The sequence below is a fragment of the Acinetobacter haemolyticus CIP 64.3 = MTCC 9819 genome, assembly GCF_000369065.1.
In the GTDB taxonomy this organism is placed as follows: Bacteria; Pseudomonadota; Gammaproteobacteria; order Pseudomonadales; family Moraxellaceae; genus Acinetobacter; species Acinetobacter haemolyticus.
The window spans coordinates 359,961-381,033 of record NZ_KB849799.1; the positions used below are offsets into that span (position 1 = coordinate 359,961).

The window sequence follows — 21,073 nt, forward strand, 5'->3', positions numbered from 1 at the left end:
CATAACGTGCATAAACCGACTGTTTGACTTTATACTTATGCCGAAACTCAAGATCGTACTCATAGACGATGATCAGGCTCGGGCGGAATACATTAAAACCTGTTTAATAGAACATGATTTTGATGTGGTTGCTTGCTTTACCCTTGATCACTTAAATATATTCAAACTTGAACATCTGCAAGCAGATGTAATCTTACTCGATATGGATCATCCACATCGTGATGTAATCGAAAGCTGTGTCAGTAACTTTGATCTACCAACTGTATTGTTTACCAAAAACACCGATAAAAACACCATTAAACAAGCGATTGATGCAGGCATAACTGCTTATATTGTTGATGGTATAGAACCATCTCGCCTACATACCATCTTAGATATTTCAATTGAGCAATATAAAAAGCATAAAAAACTTGAAGGTGATCTTAGAGATGCAAAAACCAAACTTGCGGATCGCAAAGATATCGAGAAAGCCAAAGTTTTATTGATGCAATTACATGATTTAAGTGAAGACACTGCCTTTCAGCTGCTCAGAAAAAATGCCATGAGTCATCGCATGACTATTGGTGAGATGGCTCGTCGCCTACTCGATGCGCAACAACTTTTAAATAATCAACTAAAGGATGAATAGATGAGCCATTTAGTAGAATTAGAAAAAGTAGACTTGCAGCTTGGCTACATACCATTACTGGACTGTGTTGCCTTATTATGGGCCAAACAACGTGGCTATTTTGAAGATGTCGGATTAAATATCAGTTTGGTTAAAGAAGCTTCTTGGGCAAGTTTGCGTGATCGCCTTGCTTTTGGGCTGCTCGATGCCGCACATTGCCTATCTGCAATGCTTCCAGCTGCCGCAGTTGGTGCAGATCAAATCGGTATACCATTGCAAACCCCGTTAGTTTTGAGCGAAAACCGTGCGTTTATTAGCCTGAGTCAAAAACTTTGCTATGAATTAGATATTCACCAACACGACCCAGTTGAAGTTTCAGCACATAAGCTCGTGCAAAAAATTAAAGCCCATCAAACGCTTTCATTAGCACATGTATTTCAGCACTCCATTCATCATTATTGCTTAAGAGAATGGTTAGCACTCGCCGATGCAGATCTCGCACATTCGATGGATGTCAAAACCTTAGCGCCACCTTATATGGTCGAAGCACTCGACACCCACCTGATTGATGGTTTTTGTGTGGGTGAACCTTGGAATACTCAAGCTGAAGTCTTTGGCTTGAGCCATATTGTTTGTTCGAGTCAGGAAATTATCCCAAATGTAGCTGATAAAGTACTAGCAGTAACCCAAGAATGGGCTCAACAACATCCAAACACTTTGATTGCACTCACTAGTGCAGTGTTGAGAGCTCAAAAAGAATTGAAGGAAATAAAAGACTTCTCTCCTGTTTGGCGATTGCTAGTCGAGTTTGACATCATTCAGTTCAATTGCTCACCTGAGGTTCATGTTGAAAAATATTTTAAAATCCAAAATATCATTCGAAACTTTATACAGATCGATGCAAAACCGAAAACTAAAGATTTTGAATGGCTATTTCAACAGATGCAAAAATGGCAAACACCACAACCTACTCAAAGACCCGAACTGGATCTAGCACAAGACTGTCTTTTGCTAGAGACTTATCAAAATGCAATCAGCTTCAACAGCAACATTTAGCCCCAAAAAAAAGCTGTCTTTATAGTAAAGACAGCTTTGAAAGACCCAAAAAAGGCTAAGCCAATCAATATAGCCTTTTAAGTCAGATGATCTTAGCGAAACCTAGCATATCTTTTTCGGACATTTTTATGTCATTAACTGCCATCAAAAATATAAAAACACATCACTTTTGCCAATTCCATATTTTCTCAAACCGCTTAGAGAATAAACAATTTCTTATAACATTAAAAATATGCCAAGAATCAAACTAACTTTGAAATCAAAACTTTATTGCAATGCATTTCCTCATGTCATCAACACGAAATTAAAAAACAAATATAAAGATAGAAATCAAAATAAAAACAATAGATTAGTATCTTTCAAAAAAAATAAATCTGAATATTTATAACACTTATCCACTATTTATAGATCATGAAAAACCCATGATCGAAATCAACGCTTTACAGTAATGACTGCTGAGTTACACAAATGCCATGAACCATTTCAGCCGATTCAGTTTAAAATAATGAAACTTTAAAAATATCGAAAAATTTGTCATATTTTAACATTGCCATTTCCTTGCAAAGTTTTCATTATATGCAGCATGCTTGGTATGCAAATTTCTTCATCGATTAAATGAAATTATAAAAAATTGCAGAATTTTGTGCCATAATAAGCAAACTTTGCAGACATCTTGCAAAAAACATTTGCAGTTTTAAAATTGGAGCAGGCTGAATGAGCTCAACCATTTTGGTAATTCACGGACCGAATTTAAACTTACTAGGAAAGCGCGAACCAGAAGTTTATGGTTATCTCACTCTCGATGATATTAACCAACAGCTCACTGCTCAAGCTAAACATGCATCACTGATATTAGATACATTTCAAAGTAACTGGGAAGGTGCGATCGTCGATCGTATCCATCAAGCGCAAAATGAAGGCGTTAAATTCATTATCATTAACCCTGCTGCACTCACCCATACTTCTGTTGCTATACGTGACGCCCTTCTCGGTGTTGCGATCCCATTTATTGAGGTTCATCTGTCAAATGTTCATGCGCGTGAATCATTTCGTCACCACTCATATTTATCAGACAAAGCCATCGGCGTGATTTGTGGCTTAGGTGCACAAGGTTATTCCTTTGCACTCAACTACGCTATCGAAAAAATTCAATCTTCTAATTAATTTAAACCTTCAGGAATGCTCACTCATGGATATCCGTAAAATCAAGAAGCTCATCGACTTGATGATTGAATCTGACTTACAAGCGATTGAAGTTAAGGAAGGTGATCAATCCATCTCATTGACTCGCCCAACACCAGTTTATGCAGCAGCGCCTGTTGCTGCCCCTGCGGCTACTGCAGCAGCTGCGCCAGTTGCAAAAACACCGCGTGGTGCAGTTGAACCATCTCCAATGGTAGGTGTGTTCTATGCAGCGCCGAGTCCTGGTGAGGCACCTTTTGTAAAAGTAGGTCAGACGGTTTCTGCTGGTGAAACACTTGGGATCATCGAAGCAATGAAAATCATGAACCCAATCGAGGCAACTCAAAGCGGCGTTATCGAAGAAATCCTAGTGAAAAATGGTGATGTAATCCAATTTGGTCAGCCATTATTCCGCTACCGCGCTTAATCAGTCTGGGGATTTCTATGTTGCAAAAAGTACTCATTGCAAACCGTGGTGAAATCGCATTACGAATTACTCGGGCTTGCAAAACGCTTGGCATTAAAACTGTTGGTATATATTCCGATGCAGATAAAGATTTAATGCACTTACGCTTCGTAGATGAAGCGGTTTGTATTGGACCGGGCACAACAAGTGAAAGCTATTTAAATATTCCTGCCATTATTACTGCCGCAGAAATCACAGGTGCTGATGCAATTCATCCTGGTTATGGCTTTCTCTCAGAAAACGCTGAGTTTGCTGAAATTGTAGAAAATTCTGGTTTTATTTTCATCGGTCCTCGCCCTGAGCATATCCGCCTCATGGGCAACAAGGTATCGGCGATTATTGCGATGAAAAAGGCAGGCGTACCTACTGTTCCAGGCTGTGACCATGCAGTAACTATCCACAATGCGCTTGCAGAAGCCAAAGAAATTGGTTTCCCGCTGATTGTTAAAGCTGCTGCTGGTGGTGGTGGTCGTGGTATGCGTATCGTTGAGCGTGTTGATACATTACTTGAGTCTGTTCAAGCTGCCCAACGTGATGCTGAAATGTGGTTCGGTGATGACACTGTTTACATGGAACGCTTTTTACAAAAACCTCGCCATGTAGAAGTTCAAGTACTTGGTGATGGAAATGGTCATGCAATTCATTTATATGATCGTGATTGTTCGCTCCAACGTCGTCATCAAAAAGTATTAGAAGAAGCACCTGCACCAAATCTTCCAGAACAAGCACGTGCTGATATTCTCGAAGCTTGCGTCAATGCATGTAAGCTCATGCAATATCGTGGTGCAGGTACATTCGAGTTCTTATTTGAAGATGGAGAGTTCTTCTTTATCGAGATGAACACACGCGTTCAAGTTGAACATCCTGTGACCGAGATGGTGACTGGAGTCGATATCATCGAACAACAACTTCGTATTGCTGGTGGTTTAGGTCTAAACCTTGAACAACATGAGATCGAAGTGAAAGGTCATGCGATTGAATGCCGTATCAATGCCGAAGATCCAACGACCTTCCTACCATCACCAGGTCAAATCAATAGTTTCTACGCACCGGGTGGTGCAGGTATTCGCTTAGATTCTCATATTTATCAAGGCTACAGCATCCCCCCATACTATGATTCAATGATTGCAAAATTAATTGCTCATGGTAAAGATCGCGAAACTTCACTTGCACGTATGCGCCAAGCACTTGATGAAATGATTTTGACAGGTATTAAAACCAATATCCCATTACATAAAGATTTGATCTTGAAGGACAAAAACTTCTGCGAACAAGCAATGGATATTCATTACCTTGAAAAGCATTTGCTAAAACAGCTTGAACCAAAAGCTGAAACTGCTTAAATAAAAAACCTCTTATTTACGAATAAGAGGTTTTTTATATCAATATTTTATGGCAAAACACGGCGTAAAGTTGCAAAGCACTTGTCGCCTTTTTCATTGGCACAAAAATCTATCGTATGAGGATTAGCCCATTTGACAAAATATTGAGAAACCTCACCTGTTTGATCAACTTGCTGGCCTGAACAATCAACTTCATTATTATCATATTTGATTTGTAAAATAAGTGCGGGTAAACGCTCTAATTGATTGTCAGAAGGCTGATAGTCATACATTCCATAAGACCACTCTTTACCACTTCTAATTACAACTTCATTTGCACCACGAAAATTGTAGTACTCAACACATTTTTTATTATTTGGTATTTCCATTCCCCAAAGCCCCATAATTTCAGGACGATTTGTGACACGAATGCTATTCGCTGTTGCCATTTGGGGGGTGTTCACAACACTCGTATTTGCTGTCGTTTCAGCCAATGTCCATGTTGAGCAAGCACACAAGAATCCAATAATATAAATATTTTTCATAGATTTAATTTAAGTTATCATCTAAACATTCCTTGGCTTTAACTTAGCATATTTTTCAATAAAAACACTGCTTCATAACCATATCAACACAATATTTTTCTGGTGCAATCTATTTATTGATTTTACTTTTTTAAGGTATGCTAAGTTCAATTTGAACAAAATATTACTGTAAAAATTTAGCTTTAGGGATCAAAGCCATGAAATTTTCTGAATACGTCCAATATGATGGTCTTGGTTTAGCTCAGCTTGTAAAAAATAAAGAAATTCAAGCAGTAGAGTTATTAGAACTTGCCCTAGAACGAAGTGCTCAAGTTAATCCCAAACTCAATGCAATTATCATCCCGATGCATGAACAAGCCAAGCAACGCACTAAACAAAATCTATCGGGACCATTTGCAGGCGTTCCCTTTTTAGTAAAAGATTTATTTCAAGAATATCAAGGTGTACCCACTTCTTATGGCAGCCATTCATTAAAAAGAATCAATTACACCCCGGATTTTAATGCAGAAATTGTAAATCGTTGGGAAAAAGCAGGAATCATTAGTTTTGGTCGAACCAATACACCAGAGTTCGGAATCAAAGGAATTACGGAACCCGATGCTTGGGGGGCATGCCATAATCCATGGAATTTAAAACATAATAGTGGTGGTTCATCGGGTGGATCTGCTTCAGCAGTGGCAGGTGGTATTGTACCGATCGCAGGTGCTGGAGATGGTGGAGGCTCAATCCGCATTCCCGCATCTTATTGTGGATTGTTTGGGCTTAAACCAAGTCGAGGTCGTACACCATGGGGACCACAATATAGTGAAGCCATGCATGGTGCAGCGATGCAACATGTTTTATGCAAAACAGTTCGTGACAGTGCTGCTATGCTCGATGCAGTGCAAGGTCCTGAACAAAGCTCACTTTTTACCATTCAGGCGCCCGATCAAAAATATCTGGATATCATCCAGCAATCCCCTAAAAAACTTAAAATCGCATTTAACACCCAATCACCTATTGGCACTAAAGTATCTAATGATGCTATTCAAGCCATTCAACAGACCGCCAAACTTTTAGAGTCACTTGGACATATTGTGGTGGAAGATCGCCCCAAAATCGATGGACTTGCTTTAGCAAAAGACTTTATTACGACATGGTTTAGCCAATTCTCCTATATGCAAGCACAAATCAAACAAATGACCGGCTCTACAGATCAGGACTTTGAGCTTGACTCCATTGCTTTGGCTGCATTTGGTGCTAAAACAACAGCAACTGAATATATTCACAACCTCAATAACTGGGGACTTTATAGCACTCAAATGAACATTTTCTTTGAGAAATATGACCTTTATTTGACTCCAACTACGGCTTCAGTTGCACCAAAAAATGGTGAGATTGCTACGCCTGCGTGGCAGAAACCCATTCTAAAAGGTTTACTAAAACTCGGAAAAGCACATTATCTTGCACAAGGGAAACTGGTTGAAAAAATGGTACAAGACAATTTAAGCTGGGTACCATTCACACAACTGGCAAATGTTACAGGTTTACCTGCCATGTCAGTGCCCTTATATTGGAATAAGCATGGTTTACCACTTGGTAGTCAGTTTATCGCTCCGTTTGGGCGGGAAGATCGCTTGTTACAACTTGCAGCGCAATTAGAACAAGCTCAACCATGGATGCCTCAATACAAGAAAATATCGCTTTAATATTATTTTGGGGTTGCCGTCTCAAGCTGATTCGGCAACCAATAAATCAAGATCAAACCGAACAGCACAATAAGACCTGCACACAAGAAAATGGTCGCACCCGATAAAAGCGTCCAGTAATATCCAGCCAACAAACTTCCAGATGCCACTCCCAAGCCCCACATCGTGCTATACAAAGCTTGCCCGCGCCCCTGTTGGCCTGCTGAAAAATTTTGGAAAATTACTTTCATCGCAATTAAATGAAACAGACCAAAGCTAAATGCATGTAAACATTGCGCCAATAATTGCCCCATATAGTTCGTTTCAAAGATTCCAACCAAAAACCAACGTACACTTGTCATAATTAGACAAACAGCAACCAATATTCTCCATGAAAACCGACTAAAGAAAAGTTTATGAGCTATAGCAAACATGATGATTTCAGCGATAACTCCTGTCGCCCACAGGCTTCCAATCTGTGTAGTGCTATATCCGACCTCATGTAAATAATTACTATAAAAGCTATAAAATGGTGCCTGAGAAAACAACAAAATAAATTCAATGGTAAAAAATGCTGCAATCATTGGCCGCTTTAATACTGGCCACAATGGTTCTAATTTTTTCTGTGAACTAGGTGCATGTTCAGGCTCTTGGATCGTAAATGACCATAAGAAAGCAAGAAATGAAATTGCTAGAAGTAAGATCGGCAACATTGATATTGGAATAACTTCAAGTAATGCCCCGATGGCAAATACACCAACAATAAAGCCTACAGAACCCCATTTTCTCACTCGCCCATAAAGCTCTGCTCGCTTCTCTCCCAACCAAAATAATGTTACCCCTTCAAATTGGGCTAAAATTGCATTCTGAAAAAAACTAAAAATCAGCATCAACAACGCAACAGACTGAAAATTATTTGGAATAATAAAAATTAAAAACCAAATACAGGCCTCCATCCACGTTGCAATTCGAACGAGAAGCATGCGTCTACCCGATTTATCCGCAATCCAACCCCAAATCAATGGCGCAAAAAAACGAGTGACAATCGCAATAGAAGACAAAATCCCTATTTCTTGGTAATCAAAGCCCTGATCTTGAAGATATAAGTTCCAATAAGGCATAAATGTCCCCACGATCGCGTAGTAAAATAGGTAAAAACCACCTAATCGTGTTTGGATTGTAAGAAGTTGGGACAAGTTATAGACCTTCACATTTTCAATACACTGACTTATCAAATCATTTTGCTAAGCTGAGTCATAAATTGTAACTTAACCGAGCAATCAATAAATCAATTTAGCTAAAATATTTTCAAATAAAACAAATGGATCTAAGGAAAATCATGTGCATGCAGCAAGAAACATAGAATCAAGTAGCGAATATGTATTAAAAATTTGAGATGCATTTTAACATCAAGCATCTTCCTTATATCTCCAAACGGTTTTGTTGCACAAAGATTTGAAATGCAAAGCGCCCCTAATTGAGCCAAATTTAAGGCGTAACTTGGGTAAGTGGTCGACCTAATTCCGTAAACCTGTTGAGGACTGCTACACGTGCATGAATTTCATTCACCTGACTAGGAAAGCTTCTTGCCATTAATTTATCGCCTAATAATTTAATGCAATGCATCTTGGTTTCCACCAAACTTCGTCGATGATAGCCTGACCATTTTTTCCATAGTCTCCTGCCTAAACGTTTAACTGTTCGAAGTAATTCATTTCGTTCTAGCGAGCTGATCTTTGTATCTTTCCATGGTTTCGCATTTTTTCTAGGTGGAATCACCGCATGCGCTTGCCGATCTGCAATGACCTGACGGCATTGCTTGGTGTCATAAGCTCCATCGGTATAAACAGAGTCAATCTGCTCATCTTGTGGAATCTGATCGAGTAAATCACCAAGCACTTGTGAATCACTGACATTATTTGTAGTGAGTTGAATAGCGCGTATTTGAAGGGTTTCAGCATCTATACCAATATGTAGTTTACGCCATTGGCGACGATATTCAGGTCCATGTTTCTTGCGTTTCCATTCGCCCTCACCTAGAAACTTCATGCCTGTAGAGTCTATGAGTAGATGCAGCCCATCGCTACTTTTTTGGTAGCTGATTGCAATATCAATATGCTTTTGTCTTCTACAAAGCGTACTGTAATCTGGTGCGGTCCAATTTAATCCACAAAGTTTAATCAGACTTTGCACAAAGCCAGTGACCATACGTAAAGATAGACGGAATAAGGATTTAATCATTAAGCAGCATTGGATAGCTGCGTCGGAGTAGGTTTGATTTCGCCCTTGTTTGCCTTTTGATGGAGCATACCATTGCGTAGCAGGATCAAACCAAATGGCAATATTTCCGCGACTCATGAGTGCTCGGTTATATGCGGGCCAATTGGTTGTGCGGTAGATTTTGTGTGTAGGCTTCTTCATTTGAAAATTATATCGCTGAAAAAGCTTTTACAGATAGGTTTGTGCAACAAAGCCATTTATAATTAAATAAATTAAGACCACATAATATAAAATTCAATTATAGATATTAATTATTATATACATAGTATATTGAAGTAGATCGTTATTTAGAATCATTATCTCTACTAACAATTCCTCACTTGTACTTCTCTGTCAGTATTGGCAAGGTTACAACTAGTGAAATATCTGGAAATTGAAACACATGGCTAGTCCAGCACAAGCTATACGACACAAACTACTTAATACTTTTTTTTCAAGACATTCGATTTGGTTCTTATGTATTTTTACTGCTTTAACGATTACATGGTTTAAGATTACACACACCCCGCATACCATTTATTATTTTATATCGGATACTCTACTTAACGGCTTATGGTTAGTAACAGGTATTCTCAGCTTAATTGGTCTGCACGACTTATTACAAAAGAAACATGCCATTTTAAGAAACTATCCAATCCTTGGACATTTCCGTTTTATATTTGAGGATGTTCGCCCTGAAATCCGACAATATTTTATTGAAGCCGATCAAGATGCGCTGCCATTTTCACGTATGCAACGAAGCCTCGTCTATCAACGGGCTAAAAATGAAAACGCAGATAAACCCTTCGGTTCCATCATTGATGTGTATGAACCCAACTATCGCTTTATCGTTCATTCAATTACACCATGTCCACCTGCTGATCCCAAAACTTTCCGTGTACATATTGGAAACGCACAATGTAGCCAGCCATATAGTGCTTCTATCATGAATATCTCTGCAATGAGTTTTGGTAGCTTGAGTGCAAATGCAATTCGTGCGTTAAACCAAGGCGCTCGATTAGGCAATTTTTATCATGATACAGGCGAAGGAAGTTTGAGTCCTTATCATCTAGAAAATGGTGGTGATATTGTATGGCAAATCGCCAGTGGCTATTTTGGCTGCCGCACACCTGACGGTTTATTTGATCCAGAAACATTTGCTCAACAGGCTAAAAACCCACAAATCAAAATGATCGAAGTTAAACTTTCTCAAGGCGCGAAACCTGGTCACGGCGGTATACTGCCAAAACATAAAATCACCGAAGAAATTGCACGCATTCGTGGCATTTCGAGAGAACATGATTGTGTTTCCCCCTCTAAGCATCCAAGTTTTAATACACCCATTGAAATGATGCATTTTATTCAGCAACTTCGAGAACTTTCTGGTGGAAAGCCAGTTGGATTTAAATTATGTATTGGCCAACCTTGGCAATTCATGAGTATCGTAAAAGCAATGCTAGAAACCAAGATTGTTCCTGATTTTGTGGTAGTGGATGGCTCCGAAGGTGGTACTGGTGCAGCCCCGATAGAATTTAGTGATTATATAGGTACACCTCTACGAGAAGGCTTACGTTTCGTACACAACACACTTGTAGGTGCTGGTCTGCGTAGCCAGGTCAAAATTGGCGCGAGTGGAAAAATTATTAGTGCTTTTGATATTGCCAGCACTTTTGCACTCGGGGCCGATTGGGTGAATTCTGCACGCGGTTTTATGTTTGCTGTAGGATGTATTCAAGCTCAAAGCTGTCACACCAACCAATGTCCTGTTGGAGTCGCCACACAAGATCCGGACCGTCAAAAGGCAATTCATGTACCAAGCAAAGCAGAGCGCGTATTTAGTTTCCATAAAAATACATTGCACGCCCTTTCTGAAATGATTGCCGCAGCAGGCTTACAACACCCTTCCGACATCAAAGCACATCATTTAGCTCAACGTATGAATGATCGTGAAATCAAAAACTACGCACAGATCCATTTCTTCCTCAAAGAGAAAGAACTGTTACAAGATGAGCTACATGATGATGAGAATTTTTATTATCGCATGTGGAAAATGGCAGATGCCAAAAGCTTTTAATTCTTAAATTGTTTGATAAAAATCACCACTAATAATAGTGGTGATTTGGTTTAGCATGTAGGAATGCTGGAATTAATCCTGTTAATGCGGCACGAATATCAGCACGCTCATTAATTAATTGATGCGAGCCTTCCTCTAACATTAATAATGTCTGTAACCTAAATTTACGGCGAATATATTCAATGTTGTATCGCCAATCCACGGTCTGATCAAGTGCACCTTGGGCTAACCATACTGGGATACGACAAGCCGGACGTTGCTCCATTTCTAGCATCCACTTTGACATCGCCAGAATCCAATCCATACCCATCATACGAGGTTGTAATGGATCTTTCAGTCGAATAAAACGCAAAAACTCGGGATTGTGATTATTACGGCGGAAATGTCGTGGTACTTGACTTTTAATACGACGAATGATGCCTAATCCAACTGAATTGTGCCACCATGCCGTTTTAGCAGGTCGAATCAAAGGTGACAATAACAACACCCGATCTACGATTGGATCTTCTCGACGTTCAGCAAATTCCAATAAATGATGCATCCAGATCGCACCACCCGTACTTTGTCCAATGCCTAACCAAGGTCTAGGTAATTGTTTTGCATCACGTACCGCATCATAAACTGCATGAAGTACTTGTTGGTAATGATCAAAGTTCTGGATGCTGGCAGCAGAACCATCACTTAAACCATGTCCTGGCAAATCATAGGTCAACACACTAAAACCTTGATCAAGAATCTCTTTGATAATAGGTTGATAAATACCGCTATGCTCTAAATAACCATGTAATAAACACACTGTACCTTGCACACGATCTCTTAAAGGTTGAAATACTTGCACATGTAGGCGAAACAAAGGCATTTCAACATAGCCTTGCCAATGCTCACATTCTAATGAGTCCAATCCATACAGTTTACGATAAGCCAAAAGTGCCTTTGGTGGTTCAATCGTTTTATTCAGATCCAATACTTCAAGTAGCTGAGGTGTTGTCTCACGATTAGGTACAGGTAGATCCAGTTGCTTTAAAATTGTCGGATTTAGAAAAGGAATATTTGACATTATGGTATCTCCCGACAATCACTTGAACCAAACAACACATCGCGGATCGTGGCAAGCAACTCATAATTTGCACGACGACTATGGTCATAATTCTTTTCACTTGGACGCCAACTTGTTAATTTAGTTGGCATCGGCGCAACAACAGGAACCGTCTCGATTCCATTTAATGCAAATAAACGTCGAGTTCGCGGCATATGATACTCATCTGTAATGAGAATAACTTTAGGAGCACCACCTTTCTTTTGCAGCAGTAAAGAACTAAAACGTGTGTTTTCACATGTGTTCATACTTCTATTTTCTAGTAGTTTGGCTTTAATGCCACGTTCTTCCAACCAAGCTTGCATATAAGGCGCTTCCACACCACTCAAAACAATAGGCAAGTTATATTGCTTTTCAACTTCCAACGTACGTTCTAAACGAAGTCTTGTATAATTATTCACAACAATATCTTTGCCATTTGCGCCAAGTGTTAAGCCCCCACCCAGAACAACAATTGCATAAGGTTGATTTGTATCTTTTAAATCACCACGATCATCTTGTTTATTTTTTTTAGACTCAAGTAAATCCTTACTCAGTAATGACTCGGATTCTTCATCTATAGGTAATGGTATAGGATAAGTATCGAGAAAATTAAGATATGCATCCATCAAAGCCTGATTCTCGGTAGTTGTATGTTGCAAAAAATCAGCTGGGCTACTTGCTGCAAGCATATGCTCTTGCTCGGAAGCTTGTTCTGGCAAACTTGTTTTTTTGTTTGGATCTTCTGGTGCTTTCTCTTGTTCTTCAACAATCAGCTGTTGTAACACCTTATAACGTGCTTGAAGGACTCTAAGATCCTCAGCATCTCGTTGTTTATCCTTATTATCCAACAACTTAAAATATGCTTGCCGCGCGATCCATAAATTTGAACCAGGTTCTAGGCTCTCATGTTCACTCAAAGCCGCCGATTTTTGGCTTTCAGCAGCGACTTCATTTACATTGAACGAGACAAAATGATTTAAACCTTTGACCATTACTTGAGAATAAAAAGGTGAATATAAAAAAAGCACAAAGCAGCCCAATAGCACGAAAAGTATCGTAATGATTCGCACCAAACTGACCATCCAATGCACTTTCTTCATATATCTCCTCAACTCTAATGTGATTGAATTAAACCTTGATCACTGTACAACACAGGCTCAGGTTCAAGCTGAATACCAAATTTCAGTTTTACATCATGCTGTACCGCTTTGTATGTACGCTGAACATCAACTAAGGTGGCATTTGAGTAATTCACCAAGACTAACGCCTGTTTATGGAACATACCCACTGGACCAAGCTGTTTTCCTTTCCAGCCTGCTTGGTCAATCAACCAACCTGCTGCAACTTTAACACTGCCGTTGCCTTGAGGATAATGTGGAATGTTTGGGAATTGTTGAGTAATTTTGTCAAATTCAATTTCTGTTAAGATAGGATTCTTAAAAAAACTACCGACATTTGGATATTCTTTTGGATCTGGTAACTTACTTTGGCGTATCTGAATCACTTGATTCTGCAAATTTTCAGCAGTTAAGTCATCAGCTACTGCCTGTTTTAGATCACCATAACTTAACTTTAGATTTTCATGCTTTAACAATCTAAAGGTAACACTCACAATGATATAACGCTGCGGATGATCTTTAAAAATACTGTGGCGATAAGAAAAATGGCAGTCACGAGCAGCAATGGTGTCAAATTGCTTCAGTTGGCGATCATAGACTTGCACGGATTCGATAAACTCACCCACCTCCACACCATAAGCACCTATATTTTGCACTGGTGAAGCACCTACCAAACCTGGAATTAACGCAAGGTTTTGTAGACCAAACCAGTTTTGCTTGGTGCAATATAATACGAAATCATGCCAAACCTGACCCGCGCCAACTTTTACCGCAATAGTTTGATCATCTTCACTCAGCACGTTGATACCCTGAATATTGAGATGGATCACCAAAGCATGAATATGTTGTGGCAAAAGCAAATTGCTACCACCAGACAAAATGAGAACATTCAAGTTTTCTTGTTTAGCAAATGCCAAAGCATCAACGATTTCACTGGATTGATTAAGCTGAACATAATGAGAAGCGACTACATCAAGATTTAAGGTATTTAAATGTTGAAGTTGAACCTGTTGTTTTACTTGCATATGACATTTAACCTTAATTACGCAACGCTCATTTGTTCTTTTAGAATATTTACCCAAGCTTGACTACTTGATTCACACTGATCAAGTACACGCTCAAAACCATCAGCTCCACCATAGTAGGGATCTGGAACAGCCTGCTGGGAATATCGAGGATCATGTTCACTCATTAAAGCAATTTTGGCACGAATTTTATGCGCACCGAACTCAGTGATAGCTTCAGACATGAGCGATTGAATATCATGGTAATTTTCATGATCCATGGCAAGAATCAAGTCAAACTCAATAAAATCTGTCAAGATCATTTGTCTCGCCCTCAATGCAGAAAGATCATAGCCTCGTTGACTTGCATGTTGCTGACTACGGCGATCTGGAGCTTTATTCGGGTGATAATTGCTGGTACCTGCCGAATCGACGATTACATTCAGGCCATGCGCATCACAATGATGTCTAAAAACAACTTCTGCTGTTGGTGAGCGGCAAATATTTCCTAAACAGACACACAACACCTTATAGGGCGTTTTCATTTAAAAAAACACTCCAACAACTTGTATTTTGAATAGATAGTTATATGACATGCAAAATTCCTGCAAAATAAACGCAAAACTATTAAATGTCATTATGCATGAGTTGACCATTCTGACATCAGGTATTTTGTCAAAACTTGCATTGATTTGAAAGGAAATAATGTTTATTAGTAATGATTATTCTTCTTAGATGTTTACTTTTTGGAAATAAATGAAGTGTGCAAACTACGAGCGCATAGCTTGGAGCCGCGCTCGACAATTACATTTATTTGACTAACTTTTGAATATCAAGCTGACATCTTAACTGTCTTGATAGTCTAATTCTAATTGCAGCTAATCAGCTTGTAGAGTACCGATGAACTCGCTTGGGTTTGGTTCCAAACAGATATAGAGGCTAGAACTTCAACCACTAACCACTAACCACTAACCACTAACCACTAACCACTAACCACTAACCACTAACCACTAACCACTAACCACTAACCACTAACCACTAACCCAATTTTAGATAAATATATAATAAAAATAATAAATGTTTTAATACTATCTTAATAATTAATTTCGTATAGTTTCATACGAACCAAAATTATCCAATGTAAGCATATGAATAATATAAATAGTTGCTCATATATCTATCCTATCTATCTCATTAGCAGTCTTGTTCTTAGACCTAATTCTTATCAGAACCAGAAGGATGATTTATTTATGAATGCGAAATATCGAATGAGCTATGAATATATTCCCACTCTCTCCAATCAACCACTAAAAATTAAATTATATCAGTCATTTATGTAAGCGTCCGCTGAATCCCATACCTATTTTTTAATTCGATTTAGGTTTCCAGCAGTGCGGCAGCAATTCTTCAATTTGGGTCACTTTGTGTGTCGGTAACCTTTTCAGCACATCACTTAAATAGGCATACGGATCCAAGCCATTCAGCTTTGCTGACTGGATTAAAGTCATGATGTTTGCCGCTCGCTGACCACTGCGCAGCGAACCTGCAAACAGCCAGTTCTTGCGTCCCAACGCCCAGGGACGCATCTGATTCTCTACCCAATTGTTGCATATCGGTAGATTGCCATCATCCAGATAGCGGCTTAAGGCTGGCCAACGCTTCAGAGTGTAATTGATAGCCTTGGCGGTGGGAGAACTCGATGGCACTGTCAGATGATGTTGGTTGAGCCATTCATATAGTTGTTGCATCACTGGTTGACTATGCTGTTGTCGGTATTCGCGGCGGTCTTCCGCTGTACCATCGGTCTTTTTCCTGAGTTCTGCTTCTATCGCATACAGTTTCTGAATCAGCACTAAGGCCTGTTCAGCAACCTGACTTTTCCCAGTTACATGCAGTTCATGGAATTTACGACGTGCATGGGCCATGCACCCCACCTCAATCACCTGGCCTGATTTAAAACGTGCTTTATAACCACTGTAATCATCACAGACTAGATAGCCCTGCCAGCCTTTCAAGAACTCTTCAGCATGCTGGCCTGAACGACTATCCTGAAAGTCATAGATCACCGCCTGAACTGGATTATACTGTGTGGTGGCATAGGCCCAGACATAACCTTTCTTCGGTTTTTTATTATTCTCACCCATCCGCATGATGGTGACCGGTGTTTCATCTGCATGCAGCACCCGCTGTTGCAGCACCACCTCTTTTAAGGCATTGGCCAGAGGTTCCAGTTCTACACCGCAGCGACCTATCCAGTCAGATAAAGTGGATCTGGAAAGATCAATGCCAGCCCGCTGATAGATCAGACGTTGACGGTACAGCGGCAAATGATCGGCATACTTCGATACCAGCACATGGCTGAGCAATTCAGGTGAAGCAATGCCTTTATCAATCACATAGGCGGGCATCGCTTGCTGAGTTAGAGTGTCACACTGATCACAGACCCATTTACCACGCACATGCTGTTCCTTATAGAACTGTGCCGGTCTGAAATGCAGTTTTTCACTGACATCTTCGCCGATACGACGGAGTTGGCAGCCACAAGCACATTGGGTTGATGCAGGTTCATGCTCAATACGGATGGTGTGTAGATGATCTGGCAGTGGTCGACGTTTAGGTTTATTGGTTTTGGCTTTCTGTGTCGCTGCATTGGTTTTATCTGCATTTAGCCGTTCCAGTTCTAGATCAACCGCGGCAATATCTTCTTCAACCGCTTCATCCCACAGATGGATTTGTTTTGCCGTTAAGTGTTCATTCTTTTGGGCGAATTTGTGCTTTTTAAACAGCGCCAGTTCATGCTCGTATTTTTGATTGAGAATAGAAAGATGTTGAACTTTGGCATCCAATTGTTGGTTTGATTGTGCTAGAGACTGATGCTGCAGCGCCAACTGCCTGGTGAATTCCAGCAGTTGTTCATGGGTCAGTTGGCTTAAGTCAGGCAGCGTATTCATGACCGCAGTATGCCTGAGGTCATGAGAAGAATGAAATAGAACGTTTGGAGAATAGCAGAATGGTCGAGCCTGGTTTAAAGCATCGTCACCACCTGCTGTCGTCCAATGCGCTGCCAGGGCAAACCTTGGATCAGTGCCTGTAACTGTTCCGGGCTGAGGGCCACGGTTTCACCTTGGTGAACTTGAGCCCAGTGAAATTTGCCCTGTTCCAGCCGCCGGGCACACAGCCAGATGCCCAATCCATCATGTACCAGCACTTTCATGCGATGGCCACGTTTATTACAGAACAGGTAAGCACAATGCGGTTTGATGTAGCCAAAGGCTCTCACCACCTGAGCCATGGTCGTATCCATACCTGCACGCATGTCCATGGGCTGAGTAGACAACCAGATTTCATCAATGCGGATCATGTTGCAAGTGCCTTGAGTAATTCTGCCAAGGCAGGTATTTCTGATGTCTGCCATTTTAGCTGAATATCATTATTCGTATGAGGCACGGTGATACACAACGTGATCCTCTCATCAATAGGTTGGCTGATTGCAGCAGTGTAAGGCAAAGCAATAAATGCTGGATTCACATGAGTAGGATCCTGCACGGCACCCTCATGATGGCTGAAGATCCTGATCCAACGACTGACAAGGTTGGCATTAATACTATGTTGCAGTGCGACCGAAGCGATCGAGGTATTAGGATTTTTGCAGGCATTGACAATACTGAGTTTGAATTCTTTGCTGTATTTTCGGCGTTTTTTAGCAACAGGAGGTGTTGCTGAATATATATCCATGTTCATGGATTAAGTCCCCACTTGTTTTTAGGTGGGAACTAAATTAAGGCTTATAGGATCGCTTGGTAAGGCTGTGTTAGCCGGATGCTTACTCATTTATTTGGTGATTTGGAGTTTGTAAAAACTCTAAACACAAATAATTCCTTTTCAGCCAGCTTAAGTTATTTAACCTTCGGAGAATCACTCATGCCGTTACATAATACATCCACAGACTATGGAACCATTGCTAAATGGTTTCACTGGGGAACAGCACTGTTATTTCTAGCAGCATATTGCTCTGTTTATTACAGACATTGGTTTACAGAAAGAGGGACACCTGAAAACTTTACTGCACTACAGTTACATCTATCGGTAGGCATCAGTATTGGTGTGATCATCATACTCAGGATTATATGGCGTCTTAAAAATCAACAACCTAAACTAGAGCCCGCAAGTAAACTATCCCATTTAGCGGCCCACGCAGGTCACTTTGCCTTGTATTCCATTATGATCATTACACCGCTTACTGGATATCTAGGTACAGGCGTAGATACAGAGTACTTCTTCCTTTTTAATATTCCAAAATTTGAAGATACCTATATCTTCCAAAACTGGATACATAATGGCCTAGGAATAAGTTTTGAAGCATTTGAAAAACCTATTGATTTTATTCACAAGGAAATTTTGGGTAAATGGCTAGTTTGGATATTAATTGCAGGTCATGCAGGTGCCGCCTTATACCATCATTACGTTAAAAAAGACCGGACATTGATTAAAATGACAAGTAGTAAATAGTTTACAAAGACTTTGTTACACAAACCTATTTCTAAAGGCTTATTCAACAATATAATTCTTATATGAATAAGCCTATGTCTACAATATATCGTATACCAATTGGTCTTATTATCATAAGATACTGATAAATATAAAAAAATTGTTTTCAACCCTAGAGCGCAACAATGAGTACACTCAAAGGCAAACCAAGCTATATCATATTAAATTATTGGGCGATATATTATCCGCAAAGGATTTTTCACGTATGGTTTGAGCACAGCTCAGCTTTGGTATATTTCTGCAACAAAATCCTTTACACACATCTAACCGTCTAACACCCTAATTGGGCGTTTTAGATGGCATAATTTCTTCAGAGTTACACACTCAAAACAGCATCTAATGTTAATTTATTTGTGTTCTGAAACTTATAGCAATCTCAAATTAAAATTTTGCATTTGTAGAGTTTTATTAACAATTTAACGATGTTTTTAGACTATGTCGGATACGTATAGAGAAATACTGACATTCCTAAATACACGTGGCAGAATGAAAACAATTAGATTTTCCAAGCAGAAAGGACACAAGTATGAACTCATTTCAATTTCAGACCGTTTCCAACATTATTTCAGGCTTGGGCTCTATCAATGAACTTGGCAGTATTCTGCAATCACAGAATTATCATAAAGCGCTCTTAGTTACTGATCAGGGAATGATTCAGCATCAGCTTCACCTACCCATCTTAAAAATTTTAGATCAAATTGGCTTGGACTATATTCTTTATTCAGATATACAAGCCGACCCTCCAGAACACCTTGTATTAGAAGCAGTTGAGTTCGCCAAACAGGAGCAGATTGATGTTGTGATCGGTTTTGGAGGTGGCAGCTCCATGGATGTCGCTAAATTAATTGCACTACTTGCACACCCGCAGCAGCAGCAACATCTCACTGAGATTTATGGCGTAAATCAGGCAAAAGCACCTCGTTTGGCTTTAATCCTTGTTCCAACTACAGCCGGCACAGGCTCAGAAGTTACCCCTATTTCAATGGTCACTACGGGAGCAACGACCAAAATGGGCGTTGTCTCTCCTATTCTTTATGCAGATGTGGCAATTTTAGATGCAACATTTACCCAAGCATTACCAGCACATATCACTGCCGCAACAGGAATAGATGCAATGGTACATGCGATAGAAGCCTACACATCACAGCTTAAAAAGAATTTCTATGCGGATATGCTAGCTAAAAATGCATTATTGTTACTCAACAATAATTTAGCCAAAGTACTTAAGAATGGATCAGATCTAGAGGCACGTCAAAATATGCTGGTAGGTTCAATGCTGGCTGGTCAAGCATTTGCTAATGCACCCGTAGGTGCAGTGCATGCCTTAGCCTATCCATTGGGTGGACATTTTCATCTTTCACACGGTCATACTAATGCACTGGTTCTTGTTGAAGTTCTAAAATTCAACGCTCCAAAAGCGAAACAATATTATGCTGAATTAATGCAACTATTAGATCCTCGAAGCACAGGCTGTATTGATGGCCTATGCGATTTGTTCATTGATCATATGCAAAATCATTTAGACCACAGTGGTTTGACACTAAAACTAAAAGACTTGAATATTGCAGAATCACAATTAGCACAACTTGCAAAAGATGCGATGTTACAAACTCGATTATTGCAAAATAATCCTAGAGAGATGACTGAGCAAGATGCTTTACAAATTTATCAGGCCATTTATGCATGACTAAACCAACTTTAAGAACACGTGAACAATTTAAATTCTTTTTTAACATTCAAACACGTTGGGCAGATAACGATATTTATGGTCACGTCAATAATGTGACCTATTATAGTTACTTTGATACTGCCGCAAACTCACTCCTCATTCAGAAAACAGGGTTTGACATTCACAACAGCGAAATTATTGGATTAGTCGTAGACTCAGCATGTAGTTTCCTCCAAGAATTGTCTTTTCCAGAAATCATTGAAGTCGGTGTTGCGATTGGAAAAATTGGCAACTCTTCCTTACGTTATGAATTAGCAATTTTTAAACAGCATCAAATACAAGCTGCCGCTCAAGGGCATTTTGTTCATGTATTTGTCGATCGAGAAAATCGTAAAAGTACAGCAATTCCTCAAAATATGCGCGAGGTACTTAATCAATATCTACTGATAGAAAAATAACAACCAAGGTAATGTGAAAA

At 39.7% G+C, this 21,073-nt stretch carries 20 protein-coding genes; 10 read left to right on the plus strand and 10 right to left on the minus strand.

Going from position 1 to position 21,073, the window contains the following annotated elements:
• Positions 1 to 37 precede the first annotated feature (37 nt).
• The 5 genes from F927_RS01750 (at position 38) to accC (ending at position 4,654) form a co-directional block, all read left to right on the plus strand.
• Positions 38 to 628, plus strand: coding sequence for an ANTAR domain-containing response regulator (locus F927_RS01750; RefSeq protein WP_004638917.1), 591 nt, complete (start codon positions 38 to 40; stop codon positions 626 to 628).
• Positions 629 to 1,663, plus strand: a complete 1,035-nt coding sequence (locus tag F927_RS01755) for an ABC transporter substrate-binding protein (RefSeq protein WP_005080941.1) — start codon at positions 629 to 631, stop codon at positions 1,661 to 1,663.
• 714 nt (positions 1,664 to 2,377) lie between these two features.
• A complete protein-coding gene (gene aroQ, locus F927_RS01760) occupies positions 2,378 to 2,827 on the plus strand; it encodes a type II 3-dehydroquinate dehydratase (protein WP_004638910.1) in 450 nt (149 codons plus the stop codon).
• Between the two features lie 25 nt (positions 2,828 to 2,852).
• The gene (gene accB / locus F927_RS01765; RefSeq protein ID WP_004638908.1) at positions 2,853 to 3,272 is read left to right on the plus strand and encodes an acetyl-CoA carboxylase biotin carboxyl carrier protein; all 420 of its coding nucleotides are present in this window, start codon (positions 2,853 to 2,855) and stop codon (positions 3,270 to 3,272) included.
• A 17-nt stretch (positions 3,273 to 3,289) separates the two neighbouring features.
• On the plus strand, positions 3,290 to 4,654 hold the full coding sequence (accC, locus tag F927_RS01770) for an acetyl-CoA carboxylase biotin carboxylase subunit (protein WP_004638905.1): 1,365 nt from the start codon (positions 3,290 to 3,292) through the stop codon (positions 4,652 to 4,654).
• Positions 4,655 to 4,701: 47 nt separating this feature from the next.
• Here the strand turns inward: accC and F927_RS01775 are convergent, their stop codons facing one another.
• Positions 4,702 to 5,178: a hypothetical protein gene (locus tag F927_RS01775; protein WP_004638902.1), complete on the minus strand. Its 477-nt coding sequence runs from the start codon at positions 5,176 to 5,178 to the stop codon at positions 4,702 to 4,704.
• A 197-nt stretch (positions 5,179 to 5,375) separates the two neighbouring features.
• On the opposite strand from F927_RS01775, the gene F927_RS01780 reads away from it, so the two are divergent.
• The gene (locus F927_RS01780) at positions 5,376 to 6,866 is read left to right on the plus strand and encodes an amidase (RefSeq protein WP_005080943.1); all 1,491 of its coding nucleotides are present in this window, start codon (positions 5,376 to 5,378) and stop codon (positions 6,864 to 6,866) included.
• Between the two features lie 2 nt (positions 6,867 to 6,868).
• Here F927_RS01780 and F927_RS01785 read toward each other — a convergent pair whose 3' ends face one another.
• Entirely contained in the window at positions 6,869 to 8,041 is a 1,173-nt protein-coding gene (locus F927_RS01785; protein ID WP_171503646.1) for an MFS transporter, read from the minus strand.
• A gap of 292 nt (positions 8,042 to 8,333) precedes the next feature.
• Positions 8,334 to 9,266 (minus strand): IS5-like element IS17 family transposase, encoded by a 933-nt coding sequence (locus F927_RS01790; protein ID WP_020846310.1) that lies wholly within the window; start codon positions 9,264 to 9,266, stop codon positions 8,334 to 8,336.
• A 241-nt stretch (positions 9,267 to 9,507) separates the two neighbouring features.
• Here F927_RS01790 and F927_RS01795 point away from each other — a divergent pair, with 241 nt between their 5' ends.
• On the plus strand, positions 9,508 to 11,178 hold the full coding sequence (locus tag F927_RS01795) for an FMN-binding glutamate synthase family protein (protein ID WP_005080947.1): 1,671 nt from the start codon (positions 9,508 to 9,510) through the stop codon (positions 11,176 to 11,178).
• Between the two features lie 28 nt (positions 11,179 to 11,206).
• Here F927_RS01795 and F927_RS01800 read toward each other — a convergent pair whose 3' ends face one another.
• The 7 genes from F927_RS01800 to F927_RS01830 form a co-directional block, all read right to left on the minus strand.
• A complete protein-coding gene (locus tag F927_RS01800) occupies positions 11,207 to 12,235 on the minus strand; it encodes an alpha/beta hydrolase (RefSeq protein WP_005080949.1) in 1,029 nt (342 codons plus the stop codon).
• Positions 12,235 to 13,356, minus strand: a complete 1,122-nt coding sequence (locus F927_RS01805) for a YdcF family protein (RefSeq protein WP_005080952.1) — start codon at positions 13,354 to 13,356, stop codon at positions 12,235 to 12,237. Before F927_RS01805 ends, F927_RS01800 begins: the two co-directional genes overlap by 1 nt.
• A gap of 14 nt (positions 13,357 to 13,370) precedes the next feature.
• Positions 13,371 to 14,417, minus strand: a complete 1,047-nt coding sequence (gene murB, locus F927_RS01810) for a UDP-N-acetylmuramate dehydrogenase (protein WP_257787231.1) — start codon at positions 14,415 to 14,417, stop codon at positions 13,371 to 13,373.
• Entirely contained in the window at positions 14,417 to 14,923 is a 507-nt protein-coding gene (locus F927_RS01815; protein ID WP_004638887.1) for a low molecular weight protein-tyrosine-phosphatase, read from the minus strand. Before F927_RS01815 ends, murB begins: the two co-directional genes overlap by 1 nt.
• A gap of 822 nt (positions 14,924 to 15,745) precedes the next feature.
• Positions 15,746 to 17,329 (minus strand): IS66-like element ISAba25 family transposase, encoded by a 1,584-nt coding sequence (locus F927_RS01820; protein WP_005080957.1) that lies wholly within the window; start codon positions 17,327 to 17,329, stop codon positions 15,746 to 15,748.
• A 74-nt stretch (positions 17,330 to 17,403) separates the two neighbouring features.
• Positions 17,404 to 17,739, minus strand: a complete 336-nt coding sequence (gene tnpB, locus F927_RS01825) for an IS66 family insertion sequence element accessory protein TnpB (protein WP_000618091.1) — start codon at positions 17,737 to 17,739, stop codon at positions 17,404 to 17,406.
• Positions 17,736 to 18,119: a transposase gene (locus F927_RS01830; protein WP_001055585.1), complete on the minus strand. Its 384-nt coding sequence runs from the start codon at positions 18,117 to 18,119 to the stop codon at positions 17,736 to 17,738. Before F927_RS01830 ends, tnpB begins: the two co-directional genes overlap by 4 nt.
• 180 nt (positions 18,120 to 18,299) lie before the next feature.
• Here F927_RS01830 and F927_RS01835 point away from each other — a divergent pair, with 180 nt between their 5' ends.
• The 3 genes from F927_RS01835 (at position 18,300) to F927_RS01845 (ending at position 21,053) form a co-directional block, all read left to right on the plus strand.
• The gene (locus tag F927_RS01835; RefSeq protein WP_004638885.1) at positions 18,300 to 18,887 is read left to right on the plus strand and encodes a cytochrome b; all 588 of its coding nucleotides are present in this window, start codon (positions 18,300 to 18,302) and stop codon (positions 18,885 to 18,887) included.
• Between the two features lie 565 nt (positions 18,888 to 19,452).
• Positions 19,453 to 20,613, plus strand: coding sequence for an iron-containing alcohol dehydrogenase (locus tag F927_RS01840; protein WP_005080960.1), 1,161 nt, complete (start codon positions 19,453 to 19,455; stop codon positions 20,611 to 20,613).
• Entirely contained in the window at positions 20,610 to 21,053 is a 444-nt protein-coding gene (locus F927_RS01845; protein ID WP_005080962.1) for an acyl-CoA thioesterase, read from the plus strand. The genes F927_RS01840 and F927_RS01845 overlap by 4 nt, the downstream gene beginning before the upstream one ends.
• Positions 21,054 to 21,073 lie beyond the last annotated feature (20 nt).